The following is a 15,924-nucleotide window of genomic DNA, read 5'->3' on the forward strand; positions in this document are numbered from 1 at the left end:
TTTTTGTGGGGCGGTTGATTATCTCTACTGCCTTTTTGGAGAAAATTGAATGGCTCGTATTGCCGGTGTAAACATTCCGGATAACAAGCATGCTGTTATCTCTCTCACTTATATCTTTGGTATTGGTCGCCACACTGCTAAGAATATCTTGGCTGCTGTTGGTATCGCTCCAACAACAAAGATTCGTGAATTAGATGATGCTCAGCTTGATGCGATTCGTGCAGAAGTTACCAAGGTTCCAACCGAAGGTGATTTACGTCGCGAAATTTCCATGAACATTAAACGTTTAATGGATTTAGGCTGCTACCGCGGTCTTCGTCATCGTCGCAGCTTGCCTGTCCGCGGACAACGCACCAAAACTAACGCACGTACCCGTAAAGGTCCGCGCAAACCTATTAAGAAATAAGATTTCTGGAAGCTAAAAGATGGCTAAAGATACTCGCGCACGCAAGAAGGTCACTCGTACCGTCTCTGAAGGTGTCGCACACATTCACGCTTCTTTTAATAACACCATTGTAACGATCACTGATCGTCAAGGTAATGCATTGGCTTGGGCTACTTCAGGTGGACAAGGCTTCCGTGGATCACGTAAATCAACTCCGTTCGCTGCTCAGGTAGCTGCTGAAGTTGCTGGTAAAGCTGCTTTAGATTACGGTTTGAAAAACTTGGACGTCCTTGTAAAAGGTCCTGGTCCTGGTCGTGAGTCTGCGGTTCGTGCATTAGGTGCAGTGGGTTATAAAATTAACAGCATTACCGATGTGACTCCAATTCCGCACAACGGTTGCCGTCCACCTAAAAAACGTCGCGTGTAAGGAGAAACATTCATGGCTCGTTATATTGGTCCAAAATGCAAACTCTCTCGCCGCGAAGGGACAGACCTGCAATTAAAATCTGGCGTTAAACCATTTGACGTTAAGACTAAAAAACATGCTAAAGCTCCTGGCCAACATGGTCAAAGCCGTGCAAAACAATCTGAGTATTCACTACAATTACGTGAAAAACAAAAAGTACGTCGTATGTACGGTGTTTTAGAGCGTCAATTTAGTAACTACTATAAAGAAGCTGCTCGTGTTAAAGGCGCAACAGGTGAAAACTTGTTGAAATTGCTTGAAAGCCGTCTAGATAACGTTGTTTATCGCATGGGTTTTGGTTCTACACGTGCAGAAGCTCGTCAGCTTGTATCTCACCGTTCTATCACTTTAAATGGTCGTCGTGTTAACATTGCGTCTATCCAAGTTAAAGCTGGTGACGTGATTGCAGTTCACGAAGGCGCTAAGCAACAATTGCGTATTAAAAACGCAGTTGAATTAGCTGCTCAACGTGGTATTCCTTCTTGGATGGAAATTGACCATTCTAAGTTGGAAGGTACATTTAAAGCTGCACCAGATCGTTCTGATTTACCTGCTGAAATCAACGAAAGCTTGATTGTAGAATTGTATTCTAAATAATCCTTGAGGTAGCAATAATGACGCGTACTGCAAATGAGTTTCTAACTCCGCAAGCGATCAAGGTCGAAGCGGTTAGCGGGACCTCGGCAAAAGTTATTCTAGAACCCTTAGAGCGTGGCTTTGGTCATACTCTTGGTAATGCTTTACGTCGCATCCTTCTTTCTTCTTTACCTGGCGCAGCTGTGGTTGAAGTTGAAATTGAGGGTGTTGAGCACGAGTACAGTACTTTGGAAGGCTTGCAGCAGGACATCGTCGAGCTCTTGCTGAACCTAAAAGGATTGTCTATTAAGCTGTTCGATCAAAATGAAGCTTATTTGACATTAGAGAAACAAGGTCCTGGCGATGTTACTGCTGCTGACCTTCGTTTACCTCATAATGTTGAAGTGGTTAACCCTGAACACTTGATCGGTACATTAAGTGCAACTGGTTCATTAAAAATGCGCCTTAAAGTTGCTCAAGGCCGTGGTTATGAAACTTCTGATTCACGTTTCCCAGAAGGCGAAACTCGCCCAGTGGGTCGTTTACAGTTAGATGCTTCTTATAGCCCAATCAAACGTGTGTCTTACATCGTAGAAAATGCGCGTGTAGAACAACGTACTGACCTTGATAAACTGATCATTGATCTTGAGACCAACGGTACAGTTGATCCTGAAGAAGCAATCCGCAAAGCGGCGACAATTTTGCAACAACAAATTGCAATTTTTGTTGACCTTCAGAAAGATCAAGCTCCTGTTGCTCAAGAACCTCGTGAAGAAGTTGATCCAATTTTGCTTCGTCCAGTAGATGATCTAGAGCTTACTGTTCGTTCTGCGAATTGTTTAAAAGCAGAAAATATTTACTACATTGGTGATCTTGTACAGCGCACTGAGGTTGAGTTACTTAAAACTCCTAACCTTGGTAAAAAATCGCTTACTGAGATCAAAGATGTTCTGGCTTCTAAAGGCTTACAGCTCGGCATGCGTTTAGAGAACTGGCCACCAGCTAGTCTCCGTATGGACGATCGTTTCGCCTATCGTAGCCGTTAATTAAGTAGGACTATCACCATGCGTCATCGTAATAGTGGTGTGAAATTAGGCCGTACAAGCAGTCATCGTAAAGCGATGTTCCAAAACTTGGCTAATTCTTTGTTCGAACACGAGTTAATTAAAACTACTGTTCCTAAAGCTAAAGAATTACGCCGCGTTGCTGAGCCTTTAATCACTTTAGCTAAAAACGATACTGTTGCAAACCGTCGTTTGGCGTTTGCTCGTACTCGTTCAGCAGCAACTGTTGGTAAATTATTTACCGTTCTTGGCCCTCGTTACAAAGAACGTAACGGCGGTTATCTACGTGTTCTTAAAGCGGGCTTCCGTGCAGGTGATGCTGCACCGATGGCTTACGTTGAACTAGTAGATCGCGAAGTTAACTAATTTCGCAGGATAACTCAGTTGTTCTTAAAAAAAGGTCGGTTTTTAACCGACCTTTTTTATTGTCTTTTGTTTGACAATATTTACTTTTGTCCTGAAATGACATGATTTCTATCTGAATTTACTTAACTTGACATTGATCATTGTCAGATTTGTGTTTTAATAAAATGGAATTATCAGTCAGGTTATAAAAACAACATGGAAAAGCAAATTGATATATTGATTATTGGTGCAGGTATTTCAGGGATTGGTCTAGCTGCTCATTTATCTAAGAATAATCCAAATCGTTCTTATGAAATTATTGAACGACGTGAGAGTATTGGCGGAACATGGGATCTGTTCAAATATCCTGGTATCCGTTCTGATTCTGATATGTCTACCTTTGGTTATAATTTCAAACCTTGGCAGCAATCTAGTGTATTGGCTGACGGAGCTGCAATCAAAGGCTATCTGGCAGAAGTAGTAGAAGAATATCAACTTGCTTCTAAAATTCATTTTAAACACAATGTCATTTCTGCCAATTATGATTCAAGTATTCAAAAGTGGGTGGTTGAAATTGAAGATGATCATCAAAAGAAGCAGACTTGGGTGGCCAATTTTATTTTAGGTTGTACGGGTTATTATAATTATGAACATGGCTATCAACCGAAATTTCCGAATCAGCTTGAGTTCAAAGGTGAGTTTATTCATCCCCAACATTGGCCAGAAAATCTAGATTATCGTGGAAAAAAGGTGCTTATTATTGGGAGTGGTGCTACAGCAATCACTTTAGTCCCAGCCATGGCAAAAGGTGGAGCAGGGCATGTGACGATGCTACAACGTTCACCGACTTATATCGCGTCAGTTCCTTCAGTTGATATTCTTTATAATAAAATGCGTAAAATTTTACCTGAAGACCTTGCGTATAAATTGACTCGTGCACGTAATATCGGGATGCAGCGTGGTATTTATGCATTGGCACAAAAGCAACCAAAGCTCTTGCGTAAATTGCTATTAAAATCAATTGAGTTGCAACTGAAAGGTAAAGTCGATATGAAGCACTTTACCCCAAGTTATAATCCTTGGGATCAGCGTTTATGTGTCGTGCCTGATGGTGATTTGTTTAAAATTTTACGTTCTGGTCAAGCCAGTGTAGAGACCGATTTAATTGAGCGATTTACTGAAAATGGGGTTTTGTTAAAGTCGGGTAAACATCTTGACGCAGATATTATTGTTTCAGCGACAGGCTTGGATATTCAAATTTTAGGTGGTCTCAAGGCAACACTGGATGGTCAGCCAATTGATACCTCAAAACATATGCTCTATCAAGGGGTGATGGTAAGTGATGTACCGAATATGGCGATGATTATTGGTTATATTAATGCTTCATGGACTTTAAAGGTGGATATTGCGGCTGATTATATTTGTCGTTTGATCAATTATATGGATCAAAAGGGTTATGTAGAGGTGATCCCACAGGGTGATCAAACAGAACGACTTGAAGATACGGTGATGGGGAGTTTAACTTCTGGTTATATTGCCCGCGCAGCGAATGTGATGCCAAAACAAGGCAAGCACGCACCATGGAAAGTTACCAATAACTATTTGGCGGATCGTAAGGAGTTAAAAAATGCAACTTTCGAAGATGCTGTATTAAAGTTTAAGAAAGCATTACCGCACGATCAACGTAAGCCTAAATTGGTCTCTTGAGCTATGAAGTAATCAAAAAGGAGCATTAAGCTCCTTTTTTTATAATGTTATAAAGTTCGTGAAATTAGCTCTTTCATAATTTCATTGGTGCCTGCATAAATGCGATTGGCGCGGTTATCGATATACGCCCGTGCAATTGGATATTCCAACATATAGCCATATCCCCCATGCAGTTGTAAGCACTCATCGACCACTTTAGAAAACATCTCTGAAATTTTGTATTTTGCAGCTGCTGCGGCATCGACACCTAAGTTTTCTGTGAGTTGTAACTGCATACAGCGATCAAGGTAGGTACGACAGAAATCGATTTCAGTTCTGAGTTCAGCTAATTTAAAGCGAGTATTTTGAAAACTGGAAATGCTCTTACCAAAGGCCTGTCGTTCTTTCGTATATTTAACAGTATGTGCAAATGCTGCCTCGGCACCAGCTTGGCAGATAATAGCAACTAACATGCGTTCCCATGCCAATTCTTTCATCAGCATTATAAAGCCCATTCCCTCGGCGCCAAGTAGATTTTGCTTGGGTACACGAACATTATCAAAGAACAACTCGCAAGTATCTTGCCCTTTCATGCCGATTTTATGCAGTGGCTTGCCTTTACTAAAACCGACACGATCAGCTTCAACAATAATAAGTGATAAATTGGCAGAGCCTTTATCACTGTTGCCTGTTTTACAGACGACAATTACCATGTCGCACAAATAGCCATTGGTAATAAAAATTTTGGAGCCATTAATTATATATTCATCACCATCAAGGACTGCTGTAGTTTTTATCGCTTGCAAATCAGAGCCTGTACCTGGTTCGGTCATTGCAATCGCGGTGACCACTTCACCTGTCGCCATTTTAGGGAGCCAATGCTGCTTTTGTGCTTCATTTCCAAAGTTCAGAATATAATTAGCGACAATGTCCGAATGTAGTGAAAACCCTGTTGCAGAGTCCATCGCATAAGCTTGTTCTTCAATCAGGATCATGCTGTATAGGCGGTCGACACCAGAACCACCATACGCTTCGGGCATGGTAGCACAGAGTAAGCCTAAATGTCCTGCCTTAGTCCATAAGTCCCGATCAACATGTTGTTGTTGTTCATATTTTTCAGTATTGGGGATAACTTCTTGAGTATAAAATTTCCGTACGGTGTCACGGAAGGCTTCATGTTCCGCATTGAACAGTTGACTTGGTAGCATGTGGGGCAGTGGGCGAATGGCTCCAGATTGCATGATGATGTCCTTTAATTATCATTGTGAGGTTGAACTTAAAAGATCTGTTGTGACTTGGGCAATGTGAGCAATGCTCAATTCCATGAAAAAAATGGTAGATTTGGTCATTCAGGGGAAATGTCTCGAAATTTCGCCAATGATTCGGTTAAACTAAGGCACTTCTGTTTGGTCTAGGGGAAATACAATGAGCGAAGAAATGACGCTTGAAGAACGCAAAGTGATTTATCGTGCGCGTCGCGGTTTAAAGGAAATTGATGTGTATTTTGACCCATATGTTCGAAATTATTATTTAGCTGCATCTCCTGAAGAAAAAGCGTTATTTGCAGAATTAGTTGAACAAGAAGACCCTGATTTACTCGATTGGTTTATGGAAGTCGGCGAACCGCCGCGTGCTGAAATTAAGACGTTTATTCTTAAATTAAAGCATTACGTTCATGGCTAATACTGCATATTATTTGAAACGCAGTCGCATGGCGATTGTGTTTCAAATAGGTTTGTTGCTTCTTATTCAATGTTTAGTTTCAGTTTTACTGCCCGTTTGGTTGGCAGTTGTTATTTTGATTATTTTGCTATTTTCATGGTGGATGCAATTTAAGCGCTCTACACTGCATTATTTTCAAGCATTTTCGGCTGATGAATGGTCCATTCAGTCTACAGATCAAGCTGTAAAGCACATGCGGCTCAGGCGAGTGGTTGATCATCATTTTTATATTGTGCTTTATTTCCAACAGCAGTCATCTTGTAGTTATGTCATCTGGTATGACCAACTAACGCTTGTGGAGTGGAAAAAACTGAAATTGTTGGCAAAAATGTTCTAATTGTTAGACAGTTAATAATTTTATTAAATTAATTAAAATATAAAAAACAAATATTTAATATTAATCCATTGATGCGTTGTTAGACAAAAAATAAATTTATTGGCATAAAGTATAAATTGTTAGACAATTTTTGCAGATACATTTGTGTTTTCTCTGTACATTAAAACCACCAAACAGCGAACGAGGAGATCAGTATGATTTTTCCAACGTGGTCGTTTCTAATGGTAGCGATTGTCTTGGCAATTGTTATAGGACGTTTAGGAACTGTGCTGAAGGATCGATTTGCACAAACATAAAGCCCATTGGGCGTTCATTTAATAGGTAGCATGTGCTGAACCGTCGCAATGCTACTTTTTTTTGCCCAAAATTTAATAATCCTGCCGCTAGAGTCAATTTTTCTCTTTATTTTTCATGGCAAAGTAATCCTTTGAATTAGGGTAAATACTCTTTTCTTCGAAAATAGCTTCTGCTATGTTTACTGCGAAGGACACAAACAAAAAATATAGAGGACAGGAAGATGTCACAAGTCCAGAAAATTGGCCAAGGTATGGCGATTTTAATGATTACAACAAGTGTACTTACAGGATGTTCACATGTAGTGAAATCTGGCGCGAATGTCGCTTTAGGATTTAGCGAAAAGCATATTGTTCCGCCCATTTTAGCCATGGAAGATGCGGATATGGTGTGTAATTCGGGGAATGCGTTAACACCTGCAATTATGTCGACCCAAGAGATGGGGGCAGACCCGACACGTATTGCAATTTTACTCTATTCTGCTGCGGGCACATGTGCCGAAAACAGAGCACTCGATGCTGAACTCCGTTATTTGCGTGCGTCTAAAGCAGGACAAGTCACAGAAGCACAAGATGCGCGTATTGAGCAAAAACGTTGGTCGGCTGTAGCGGCACAGCGGCAATATGCAGGTTATCAACTCTTAGAGAAGCGCTGGCAAGCCAAGTATAAGCAAGAATTGGGTGAGAGTTGCCCAAAAATGAAAAGTGACATTGATCAGACCGTGTATTTGCTGGGTTTGCTCAGTGGCGTACAAGCCATGACCAATGACATTAATGCAGGAGGTTCGGTGAATGTACCGAAAGATATCGCAGCAATTGTAGAGCGCGGGATGGTTTGCTTGAACAATGAAAAGTTCTGGGGTGCACCAGAAGCAACACGTGCGGCCATTTGGACCTTACTGCCAGGGGCGGGAGATGGTAAACCAGATCCATACCAAACCCTAAAACAATCCATGCAAATTGGTGAGCAAAAAGGTGTACGCTTATCTCATGCCCTATATGCGGTAGCAGCACAAGCCAGTGGCGATGATGCCAAAATTCGTGATGCTTTAAAACATTTCGTTGCAGCGCGTTCAGATGAAAAGCCTGTTAATCCTCAGTTCAAGTTGATTGATAGTATGGCGGCGAGTATGGTGCAAGGTATTTCAGACCGCTACTGGACAGAACACACAGGCAAACGTACAGCCGATGATGGTATGCAGCAATTCTGGGATGAACAGGACGTTAGCTCGGGTCTGGATGATTTATTTAATGCCTCGGAGGATGCTGCAAGTACTGCAAAAGAATAGGCTGTGGCGTGAAACAGAATGAAGCAAAGGATTTGCTGAGAGATCGAGGGAGATACTGATGAATGTCCCATATTTTGTTCGAAAGGTGGTTTTTATTGCAGGAGTTGCCTCAATATCTGCCTGTTTACAGATTTTTGCAGACTATTTTATCTACTGGCGCCCAGATTTGTTAGAGCAATTCTGGCGTCTTTGGACGGCACATTGGGTGCATGTCGGATGGATACATTATTTGCTGAATATGCTTGCATTTGCTTGTTTTCCTTTTATTTTTCCTCATGTCCGAGTTTGGCAATTGGCTGCATTACTGCTAGTGCTTCCAGTGTGTATTAGCTTAAGTTTCTATTATGCTTTTCCTGACATTGAAGCTTATGCTGGGCTTTCAGGTGTATTGCATGGTGCTTATGTTGCGGTCGCGCTTGTCCATTTAACTTATGCACATGAACGTAAGTTTGCTGCGGGCGTGTTGGGGTTAATTGTGCTGAAGTTAATTTGGGAAAATACAATAGGCAACACCAGCACCGCAGAATTGATAGGAAGTCCTGTTCTGATTGAAGCCCATTTACTTGGTGCACTCTGGGGCATGCTATTAGCTGCCGTCTATTTTCCTTTTCATTTACAGTCACTTCAGCCAAAGAGTTGACATTTTAAGCAGAAAGAAAATAAAAGCAGTCATTTTTTTCAATCTGAAAGTCATGCAGAGTGAAGTTGAAAAATAAAGATAGAACAGAATATGGAGATGTTCTGTTCATAGAGGATCTCTACATCATCATTGATGATGAGTAAAATAAAAATAGGAACACATATGTATGATGCAGGACAGAAACGGTCTGGATTAGACCTGTTTAAATATATTTGGACAGAATGGATCTCTGCCTTTGTGATTTTGGTGTTACTGGTTTTGACACTGATTATTGGCACAGGTGAAATGATTCATGGACAATTATTGCGGATGGGTGAAAGCCTATATGGTGACCCTGACAAGGGCATGCAATATTCTTTTTTGAGAGCTGAGCCAAGCAAACCCGATTGTGACCGAAATCCGAATGTGGATGCTTTGGTTCAAACACAAATGAAAACCAATGCAGCTGATGAATTTGCTGATATTTTTGGTACAGCATCTGAGTCAGATGTCAGAGCCTCGATTATTGCGGCACGAAATTTATGTGAAGAAAAATATCAGTTTTATGATAAAGCAATGCAACATATGCAGGCACATCCAACCTTAAGAACCTACCGTACCGTGGAAACGACGTTCTTTGGTGTGTTTAAATTTGGTAGCGAGAATCGCGCCATTTTGTTGGTATTGATGGTGGTATTTGCGGCAATCAGTGCAACTTTAAAAACGCACCATATTGGCTTACGTAGCCCGACAACCAAAATTGATTTTCGGGTTTATAGCCTTTTTATGTTGCTGGCAAATGGTTTCCTGGCGGCCTCTAGTTTAAGTCAGTATCACTCTGTACAAAACTCGGGTGTCCCAATGACAGGTGAAATGTTCAGTATTTATTGGATGTGGATCATTTTATTTGGTGTGTTGACAGTCATTAGTTTATTCCAAGTCGTGAAACAACCCCAGCCGACTCAAGAGGGTGGGCGCTTGAGCATGGCATTTTTGAGTGTCCCTTTATATGCCTATATGGCGGTCATCACAGGAGTTGCCTTTACTTTCTTCATGGATTACCCGATGGGGCAAGGGATTTACTTAGGACAATTGGTCGAGTTTTCCAGTATCTTCCTAAATCTTGCGCTCTTTATCTGGGCAGGGATGCTGTTAAAGCAAACTCGAATTGTGGATTTATTCCTGAATATTTTACGTCCATGGAATCTGGCACCTGAGACTTTAACTTGGCTCATTCTGATCGCAGCAGCATTACCAACAGCTTACACTGGTGCATCGGGGATTTTCGTGATTGCCGCAGGAGCAATCATTTATAAAGAAGTCTGGAATGCAGGTGGACGTCGCCAATTTGCTTTGGCTGCAACAGCCATGTCAGGTTCTTTAGGGGTGGTATTAAGACCATGTTTGTTGATTGTCGTAGTCGCATCACTCAATAAAGAAGTCACCACAGACTGGTTGTATCAATATGGTAGTTATACCTTTTTGCTCACATCAACGCTGTTTTTAGTGGTGTCTTTGTTCCTCGCAGAACAGAAGTTTCGTATCGCACCCTTGAATATTGCTGCTCCAAAGTCGGTGCGTGCGATTGCACCGGTCTTGCCTTATATTTTAATTTTTGTACTGATCTGGCTGTTTTATAAATATGCGTTATCGACAGATTTGAATGAATTCACAGCCCCAGTCATGATGCCAATCATTCTATTGGTTATGGTGTTATTCGATAAGTTACGCCATGAACCAGCGCCGATTCAAGCTGTAGGGCATTGGGATGAAACGTTGGATTTGAATTATGCATCGTCTACACAACCTGCTATGGCTGGCGCAGATTTACTCAATACAGCAGAATATCGAGAGGGGATTCATCCTGCACATGCAGCAGATGAGCTGGTTGTCAATCATACGGTTCAGCATTCAGAAAAATTAACCCCGATGCGTCAAGTGGGTTTCTGGAAAGCGATGCATATTTCGACCAGTGAAACGGTTGGGCATATTGGGGCGTTGGTCATCCTTATGGCGCTGTCAGTCAGCGTCGGAGGTTTCCTTGAGCGGGTGGAAGTCATGAGCCTGTTCCCAACAGATATTGGTAATATTTATTTGGTTATTACCATGATCGTAGCTTTGATGATTGTTGTTGGTATGATTATGGATCCGTTTGGTGCTGTTATTTTAATTTCTGCAACCGTTGCTCCTGTAGCCTATCAATATGGTATCCATCCTGTACATTTCTGGATGATTACCTTAATTGGTTTTGAGTTGGGTTATGTGACTCCTCCAGTGGCACTTAATCATTTACTGGCACGTCAGTCGATTGGTGATGCAGAAGTGGCTGAAGCCGATGCAGAAGTGCGACATGAATCGTTCTATTATCGATATGAACGTTGGATCTTACCGTTATTGGTATTATTCCCTGCCATGCTTATTATTGCTTATATCCCTTACTTATTTAAATTGTTCGGTTGGTATCATTAAGCGATTCGAATAACAGATAAAGCACCTTCGGGTGCTTTATGTTTTCTTGCGTTGTTGAAATAGGGGGCTACAAAACAGAATGCCAGCTAAGATTAAGCTGAAGCCAATTAAACTGTAATGATCAGGAGTTTCCTGCCAGAAAATATAGCCCCAAGCCCCTGCAAAAATAATGGCAATATAGTTTACAGGACCGATCTGACCAGCGGGTGCCAATTGGTAGGCTTTAGACATAAAAATCTGACTGATGTTCGCTAATACGCCTGCAGTTATTAAAAAACCAAGTTCGTACAGTGTATAAGGTCGCCATAACCAAAACATTGGCAGCATCGAAATGAGCGTGCCAATGAAGCAGAAGTAAAATACAATTCGTTCTGGAGGTTCAGTGCTGAACAGCGCACGCACAGTGACAAATGCCATTGCTGCTAAAAAGCTTGCGATTAAGCCAATTAGGGAAATTTGGTTAAATAGCCCTGAATCTGGCTTTGCTACAAACAAAACGCCACCTAGCCCAATTGCCGCTGCCAATAACATGGAGTGAGTAATTTTTTCTTTTAAAAATAGCCATGCAATCAGTGGAATAAAGATGGGCGAGGAATAGGTGAAAACCATCGCATTGGAGAGTTTTAAGTGAGCAATTGCATAGAAAAAGCCATACATGGCAATCAGACCAACGACTGCGCGCCAAGTATGCATCCAAATTTTGGTGGTTTTAAAAAATCCCAATCCTTTATTGAACATGATTGGCAGAAAGACGAATAAGCCAATAAAGTTTCGGAAAAAAACGATGGTGGGATTATCTACGCTATGAGAAGCATAACGAATACATACTCCCATCAGCGAAAATAAAAAAGCAGATAGGGTTAAAAAACCAAGCGCTTTGACCAGATTGCGATTGGTTGGGGAGAGGTTCATACGAAAATTCGGCATAATCATAAGCCGATCTATTCTAGCCGAATTTGAAGAAATAAGTTATTGAGCTTGCGCGAGTTGTGCTTCGAGTAACTTAATTTGTTCTTCTTTCAAGGCAATTAGGTCATCTGCATCAGTATGTTGCGCTTTCAATGTTTTCTCTTGTTCATTCAGTTGTGTCTGGATATCATCCAATTTGGCAATTTCTTCTTTGGCCAAGCTGGCATTTTTCGGTACATCTTGTTTTAAAATGGTTTCATCGACCAATTGAATCGGTGCTTCAGCCGTCGTATTTGCAACCGCCGTAGAAGCCGAATTTTCCACCACAGGAGCAGCCTCTTTAACGACTGGTTTTGCAGGAGCATGTACAACTTGCTGCTCAATCTCATGTTTTGGTTGAGGGCTCGACATCCATTGATAAGCTAAAAAGATAGCCACCAATACCACCAGTCCAGCAATAATCCCCATTAAAAGTTTTGAATTTTGTCTTTGATCTAACGTCATGACTTGAACCTTGTTGTTATTCAGGCTGACGAGGTTTGAATTGAATGACCCCAATTTCGTCTGGATGTTCAGGTTCAGCAGACTCGACATGGGTCGGGCGCTTTTCTGTATATTCACACGTTATACATTCAATCCACTCGTCATCCACAGTGATGATTTTAACCACACGATCTAAAGCTCCGCATTTAGGACATTTTGCGCCTGCGATAAACTGTCTTTTCATGTCAGTTAATAACACCCTGTGAACAATAATGACGTAGTTTAAGCGGTTTTATCTGCGTTCGTCCAACCCTGATGGCGTAATAATGCATCTATTTTTGGTTCGCGACCGCGGAAATTGATAAATGCATCAAGTGCCGTATCTTTTCCGCCAACTGCTAGAATAAACTGTCGAAACTCTTTGCCAGTCTGGGTATTGAAAATACCTTCTTTTTCGAAACGATCAAAGGCATCACTGGCTAAAACTTCTGCCCATTTATAAGAATAATAGCCCGCAGCATAACCTCCCGCGAAAATGTGACTAAAGCTATGTTGGAAACGGTTATAAGATGCTGTTGGGGCAACGGCATAGTTCTGACGAATTTGATCTAACGTTGTTTGAATGCCTGCTGCATTTAATGCAGGCGTGGTGCGGTGAATGTTGAGATCAAATAAGGCAAATTCGATTTGACGAAGAGTTTGCATCCCTGACTGGAAGAAACGCGCATCAAGTAATGCTTTGAGCAAAGATTCAGGAAGCACGTTTTTGCTTTCAATATGCTCGCTAAGCAAATCTAAACTTTCTTTGTCCCATGTCCAGAATTCCATAAACTGACTTGGCAGCTCTACCGCATCCCAAGCCACGCCGTGAGTACCCGCCACCGAAATATGATCCACTTCAGTCAGCATGTGATGCAAGCCGTGCCCAAACTCATGAAATAGCGTGGTGACTTCATCATGAGTGAGTAAAGCTGCTTGTTCTGCAACGGGTGGAGTAAAGTTACATACCATATAGCAGATTGGTTTTTGTAAACCCTGTGCAGTTTGCATGCGTGAGCGGAAACCACTCATCCATGCGCCACCGCGTTTTCCACTCCGCGCATAGAGATCAAAATAGAATCCACCCACCACTTTACCTTGATCTTCCAGTTCAAAATATTGTGCATCTGGATGCCAAACAGGGGCTTCACGTTGCACAACTTGAATGCCATATAAGCGTTCAACAATGCTGAATAAGCCTTGTATGATTTTAGGTGCTGGGAAATAGGGTTTTAAATCTTCCTGAGATAGATTGAATTGCTGAACTTTAAGCTTTTCTGAGTAAAAACCTGTATCCCACGGTTCTAGGATTTGAACCCCATCTTGTTGTGCAATCGCTTTCAGCTCGGCAATTTCCTGCTCAGCAGGGCGACGTGCATGTTCAGCCAACTCGATTAAAAAGTTGGCGACAGTGTCGACATCAGGTGCCATTTTGCTCGCAAGGGACAATTCTGCATAGTTATTAAAACCGAGCAACTGTGCCATTTCCTGACGTAGGCTCAAGATTTCTTCCATCACCGCCGTATTATCAAATTCAGCTTGTTCTGCCTGATCGGAAGCGCGAGTGGTATAAGCACGATATAATTCTTCGCGCACAGTACGATCTTCTGCATAGGTCATAATTGCCAAGTAAGCAGGAATATCTAAAGTGGCAACTGCTTGTTCAAGTTCACGTTGTTGACCATATTGTTTTAATAATTCAATACTGCTGGCAGGTAGACCTTTGAGTTGGTCTTCGCTTAAAGGCTTGAAATAAGCCTGAGAGGCATCTAACACATGGTTGGAGAAGTCTGAAGATAACTGTGATAAACGTGCTGAGATTTCAGCATAACGCTTTTTCGCTTCACCTTCTAAGGCTACACCAGAGAGTTTGAAATCACGTAATGCCAATTTGATGGCACTTTGCTGCGCCGCAGGCAGTTGATTAAATTCTGTCGAATCTTGAATCTGTTGATAGGTCTGATAGAGCACCGTATGTTGCCCAAGCGCTGTGTAATATTCACTTAGTGCAGGCAGTAAAGACTGATAGACATCACGAGTTTCAGTATTATTCATCACGGCGTTCAAATGGGATAACACTCCCCAAGATTCGCTCATGTTATTTTCAAGTTCATCGATTTGGCTCAAGACTTGCAGTTGTGCTGCATGTTGTTCAGGTACGACAGTAAGTTCAGCTAAAAATTGCTGACCGTGTTGAATGGCTTGTTCGATTTGTTGTTTTAAGTCGCTAAGTTGAATTTGATCAAACTGAGGAACAGGTAGTGTTGCTTGATCTAAGTGCATGTGCAGTCGCCATTTCATTTTAAACTTAATCTAGATTTAGGGACTCTTGGGCGGGAAATCAAGTTTTAATTGATCGAGTTTGCTGTTCAGAGCTAAATTCAGTCCAAGAGCTAAAAGATTGATCTATATGCTGAGGAATATACAAGACTTTGGCAAAGTTACGGGTCATACATTCCGTTTCCAGAATTTCACCACTTTTATATTTCTCTTTGCGATGGCGCCAGATTTCATTCTGTCGATAGTAGTCTTGCCCAATTTTTAAGAAAGCATGCTGTTGTTCAAATACATGATAGACGTAACCCAAATCTGCCGAACAGCGTAGCTCTCCTTCCAAACATTTGTCACTAAACCATAGGCGAATTTGAAAGGTATGCGGCGTTGGATTATAAAATTGATAATCAATATAGTTATAAAAAATCGCGGCACCACTGCCAAAAGGTAAAACTCGTCCTTGATCGGGGAAGGGGTCAAAAGAGTGCTGTGCGCGTTGTACCACCTGTAGTGGACTATGGAGTACCAACCAATGAATCAGATTGGCAATTTGGCAAATTCCACCGCCAATCCCGCCTCGTGCTTGGCCAAAACTCAGCTCCATTCCTTCAACATAGCCTTTGGCTTGTGTAGGTTGTCCAACCAATTGGCAGAAAGAAAATGTTTGTTTGGGCGCAATCAAAATGCCTGAAATACAAGGGCTGGCTATTTTTAGATTAATGACTTTGTTGTGTTGCCAGTGCTGCTCACTGTCACCTAATTTTCGGATTAAAACTGATTGATGCTTTTTAACTCGATAGGGCAAAGGAGTTGGGCACTTTTGTTGAGCATAATCTTGACCATCAGTTTTCCATTGCCAATAGCGTAATGCCCGTCGGGTGCGGGTCGATAAAAAGTAAAACAGTGGATGATACTGGCTAATCGGTTTATTGATAAAACGTCGAATGAATTTCATACTTTTGGAGTAA

General features: G+C 41.6%; 17 protein-coding genes. 11 read left to right on the forward strand and 6 right to left on the reverse strand.

The genetic code is table 11. The annotated features are described in order from the left end of the window. Positions 1 to 49 precede the first annotated feature (49 nt). The 6 genes from rpsM (at position 50) to C3F34_RS08810 (ending at position 4,543) form a co-directional block, all read left to right on the forward strand. Positions 50 to 406, forward strand: a complete 357-nt coding sequence (gene rpsM / locus C3F34_RS08785) for a 30S ribosomal protein S13 (protein ID WP_016168588.1) — start codon at positions 50 to 52, stop codon at positions 404 to 406. Between the two features lie 19 nt (positions 407 to 425). Next, positions 426 to 812, forward strand: a complete 387-nt coding sequence (rpsK, locus tag C3F34_RS08790) for a 30S ribosomal protein S11 (protein WP_004281491.1) — start codon at positions 426 to 428, stop codon at positions 810 to 812. A gap of 12 nt (positions 813 to 824) precedes the next feature. Then, a complete protein-coding gene (rpsD, locus tag C3F34_RS08795; protein ID WP_016168587.1) occupies positions 825 to 1,448 on the forward strand; it encodes a 30S ribosomal protein S4 in 624 nt (207 codons plus the stop codon). Between the two features lie 17 nt (positions 1,449 to 1,465). Beyond that, positions 1,466 to 2,473, forward strand: coding sequence for a DNA-directed RNA polymerase subunit alpha (locus C3F34_RS08800; RefSeq protein WP_016168586.1), 1,008 nt, complete (start codon positions 1,466 to 1,468; stop codon positions 2,471 to 2,473). 18 nt (positions 2,474 to 2,491) lie between these two features. Next, positions 2,492 to 2,857, forward strand: coding sequence for a 50S ribosomal protein L17 (rplQ, locus tag C3F34_RS08805; RefSeq protein ID WP_016168585.1), 366 nt, complete (start codon positions 2,492 to 2,494; stop codon positions 2,855 to 2,857). Positions 2,858 to 3,052: 195 nt separating this feature from the next. Continuing rightward, complete coding sequence (locus C3F34_RS08810; RefSeq protein WP_044739619.1) at positions 3,053 to 4,543, forward strand: flavin-containing monooxygenase; 1,491 nt, start codon at positions 3,053 to 3,055, stop codon at positions 4,541 to 4,543. 47 nt (positions 4,544 to 4,590) lie between these two features. Here C3F34_RS08810 and C3F34_RS08815 read toward each other — a convergent pair whose 3' ends face one another. Continuing rightward, positions 4,591 to 5,763, reverse strand: a complete 1,173-nt coding sequence (locus tag C3F34_RS08815) for an acyl-CoA dehydrogenase family protein (protein ID WP_104441423.1) — start codon at positions 5,761 to 5,763, stop codon at positions 4,591 to 4,593. A gap of 184 nt (positions 5,764 to 5,947) precedes the next feature. On the opposite strand from C3F34_RS08815, the gene C3F34_RS08820 reads away from it, so the two are divergent. From C3F34_RS08820 to C3F34_RS08840, 5 genes are all read left to right on the forward strand, one after another. Beyond that, on the forward strand, positions 5,948 to 6,205 hold the full coding sequence (locus C3F34_RS08820; RefSeq protein ID WP_016168582.1) for a succinate dehydrogenase assembly factor 2: 258 nt from the start codon (positions 5,948 to 5,950) through the stop codon (positions 6,203 to 6,205). Then, positions 6,198 to 6,581, forward strand: coding sequence for a hypothetical protein (locus C3F34_RS08825; RefSeq protein ID WP_044739617.1), 384 nt, complete (start codon positions 6,198 to 6,200; stop codon positions 6,579 to 6,581). The genes C3F34_RS08820 and C3F34_RS08825 overlap by 8 nt, the downstream gene beginning before the upstream one ends. A 517-nt stretch (positions 6,582 to 7,098) precedes the next feature. Next, a complete protein-coding gene (locus tag C3F34_RS08830) occupies positions 7,099 to 8,163 on the forward strand; it encodes a hypothetical protein (protein WP_044739616.1) in 1,065 nt (354 codons plus the stop codon). A 58-nt stretch (positions 8,164 to 8,221) separates the two neighbouring features. Then, a complete protein-coding gene (rrtA, locus tag C3F34_RS08835; protein WP_044739615.1) occupies positions 8,222 to 8,803 on the forward strand; it encodes a rhombosortase in 582 nt (193 codons plus the stop codon). A gap of 162 nt (positions 8,804 to 8,965) precedes the next feature. After that, positions 8,966 to 11,251, forward strand: a complete 2,286-nt coding sequence (locus tag C3F34_RS08840; protein ID WP_044739614.1) for a TRAP transporter large permease subunit — start codon at positions 8,966 to 8,968, stop codon at positions 11,249 to 11,251. 36 nt (positions 11,252 to 11,287) lie between these two features. Here C3F34_RS08840 and C3F34_RS08845 read toward each other — a convergent pair whose 3' ends face one another. Genes C3F34_RS08845 through C3F34_RS08865 form a run of 5 tightly spaced genes read right to left on the reverse strand, consistent with a single transcriptional unit; the run spans position 11,288 to position 15,911 of the window. After that, positions 11,288 to 12,163 (reverse strand): DMT family transporter, encoded by an 876-nt coding sequence (locus C3F34_RS08845; RefSeq protein ID WP_104442322.1) that lies wholly within the window; start codon positions 12,161 to 12,163, stop codon positions 11,288 to 11,290. A 57-nt stretch (positions 12,164 to 12,220) separates the two neighbouring features. Further along, a complete protein-coding gene (locus C3F34_RS08850; RefSeq protein ID WP_044739613.1) occupies positions 12,221 to 12,664 on the reverse strand; it encodes a hypothetical protein in 444 nt (147 codons plus the stop codon). 16 nt (positions 12,665 to 12,680) lie between these two features. Beyond that, positions 12,681 to 12,887, reverse strand: coding sequence for a YheV family putative metal-binding protein (locus tag C3F34_RS08855; RefSeq protein WP_016168574.1), 207 nt, complete (start codon positions 12,885 to 12,887; stop codon positions 12,681 to 12,683). A gap of 38 nt (positions 12,888 to 12,925) precedes the next feature. Next, positions 12,926 to 14,983 (reverse strand): M3 family metallopeptidase, encoded by a 2,058-nt coding sequence (locus C3F34_RS08860; protein ID WP_171284959.1) that lies wholly within the window; start codon positions 14,981 to 14,983, stop codon positions 12,926 to 12,928. Positions 14,984 to 15,023: 40 nt separating this feature from the next. Next, positions 15,024 to 15,911, reverse strand: coding sequence for a VanW family protein (locus C3F34_RS08865; RefSeq protein ID WP_104441424.1), 888 nt, complete (start codon positions 15,909 to 15,911; stop codon positions 15,024 to 15,026). Positions 15,912 to 15,924 lie beyond the last annotated feature (13 nt).

It is taken from the genome of Acinetobacter sp. ACNIH2 (assembly GCF_002934965.1).
Lineage (GTDB): Bacteria > Pseudomonadota > Gammaproteobacteria > Pseudomonadales > Moraxellaceae > Acinetobacter > Acinetobacter tandoii.

Bases quoted from the DNA above. Each gene is read 5' to 3' on its own strand.
- C3F34_RS08810 (WP_044739619.1), top strand. From the start codon at position 3,053: ATGGAAAAGCAAATTGATATATTGATTATTGGTGCAGGTATTTCAGGG.
- rplQ (WP_016168585.1), top strand. From the start codon at position 2,492: ATGCGTCATCGTAATAGTGGTGTGAAATTAGGCCGTACAAGCAGTCAT.
- rrtA (WP_044739615.1), top strand. From the start codon at position 8,222: ATGAATGTCCCATATTTTGTTCGAAAGGTGGTTTTTATTGCAGGAGTT.
- C3F34_RS08815 (WP_104441423.1), bottom strand. From the start codon at position 5,763: ATGCAATCTGGAGCCATTCGCCCACTGCCCCACATGCTACCAAGTCAA.
- C3F34_RS08825 (WP_044739617.1), top strand. From the start codon at position 6,198: ATGGCTAATACTGCATATTATTTGAAACGCAGTCGCATGGCGATTGTG.
- C3F34_RS08845 (WP_104442322.1), bottom strand. From the start codon at position 12,163: ATGAACCTCTCCCCAACCAATCGCAATCTGGTCAAAGCGCTTGGTTTT.
- C3F34_RS08865 (WP_104441424.1), bottom strand. From the start codon at position 15,911: ATGAAATTCATTCGACGTTTTATCAATAAACCGATTAGCCAGTATCAT.
- C3F34_RS08850 (WP_044739613.1), bottom strand. From the start codon at position 12,664: ATGACGTTAGATCAAAGACAAAATTCAAAACTTTTAATGGGGATTATT.
- C3F34_RS08840 (WP_044739614.1), top strand. From the start codon at position 8,966: ATGTATGATGCAGGACAGAAACGGTCTGGATTAGACCTGTTTAAATAT.
- rpsM (WP_016168588.1), top strand. From the start codon at position 50: ATGGCTCGTATTGCCGGTGTAAACATTCCGGATAACAAGCATGCTGTT.
- C3F34_RS08820 (WP_016168582.1), top strand. From the start codon at position 5,948: ATGAGCGAAGAAATGACGCTTGAAGAACGCAAAGTGATTTATCGTGCG.
- rpsK (WP_004281491.1), top strand. From the start codon at position 426: ATGGCTAAAGATACTCGCGCACGCAAGAAGGTCACTCGTACCGTCTCT.
- C3F34_RS08860 (WP_171284959.1), bottom strand. From the start codon at position 14,983: ATGAAATGGCGACTGCACATGCACTTAGATCAAGCAACACTACCTGTT.
- rpsD (WP_016168587.1), top strand. From the start codon at position 825: ATGGCTCGTTATATTGGTCCAAAATGCAAACTCTCTCGCCGCGAAGGG.
- C3F34_RS08855 (WP_016168574.1), bottom strand. From the start codon at position 12,887: ATGAAAAGACAGTTTATCGCAGGCGCAAAATGTCCTAAATGCGGAGCT.
- C3F34_RS08800 (WP_016168586.1), top strand. From the start codon at position 1,466: ATGACGCGTACTGCAAATGAGTTTCTAACTCCGCAAGCGATCAAGGTC.
- C3F34_RS08830 (WP_044739616.1), top strand. From the start codon at position 7,099: ATGTCACAAGTCCAGAAAATTGGCCAAGGTATGGCGATTTTAATGATT.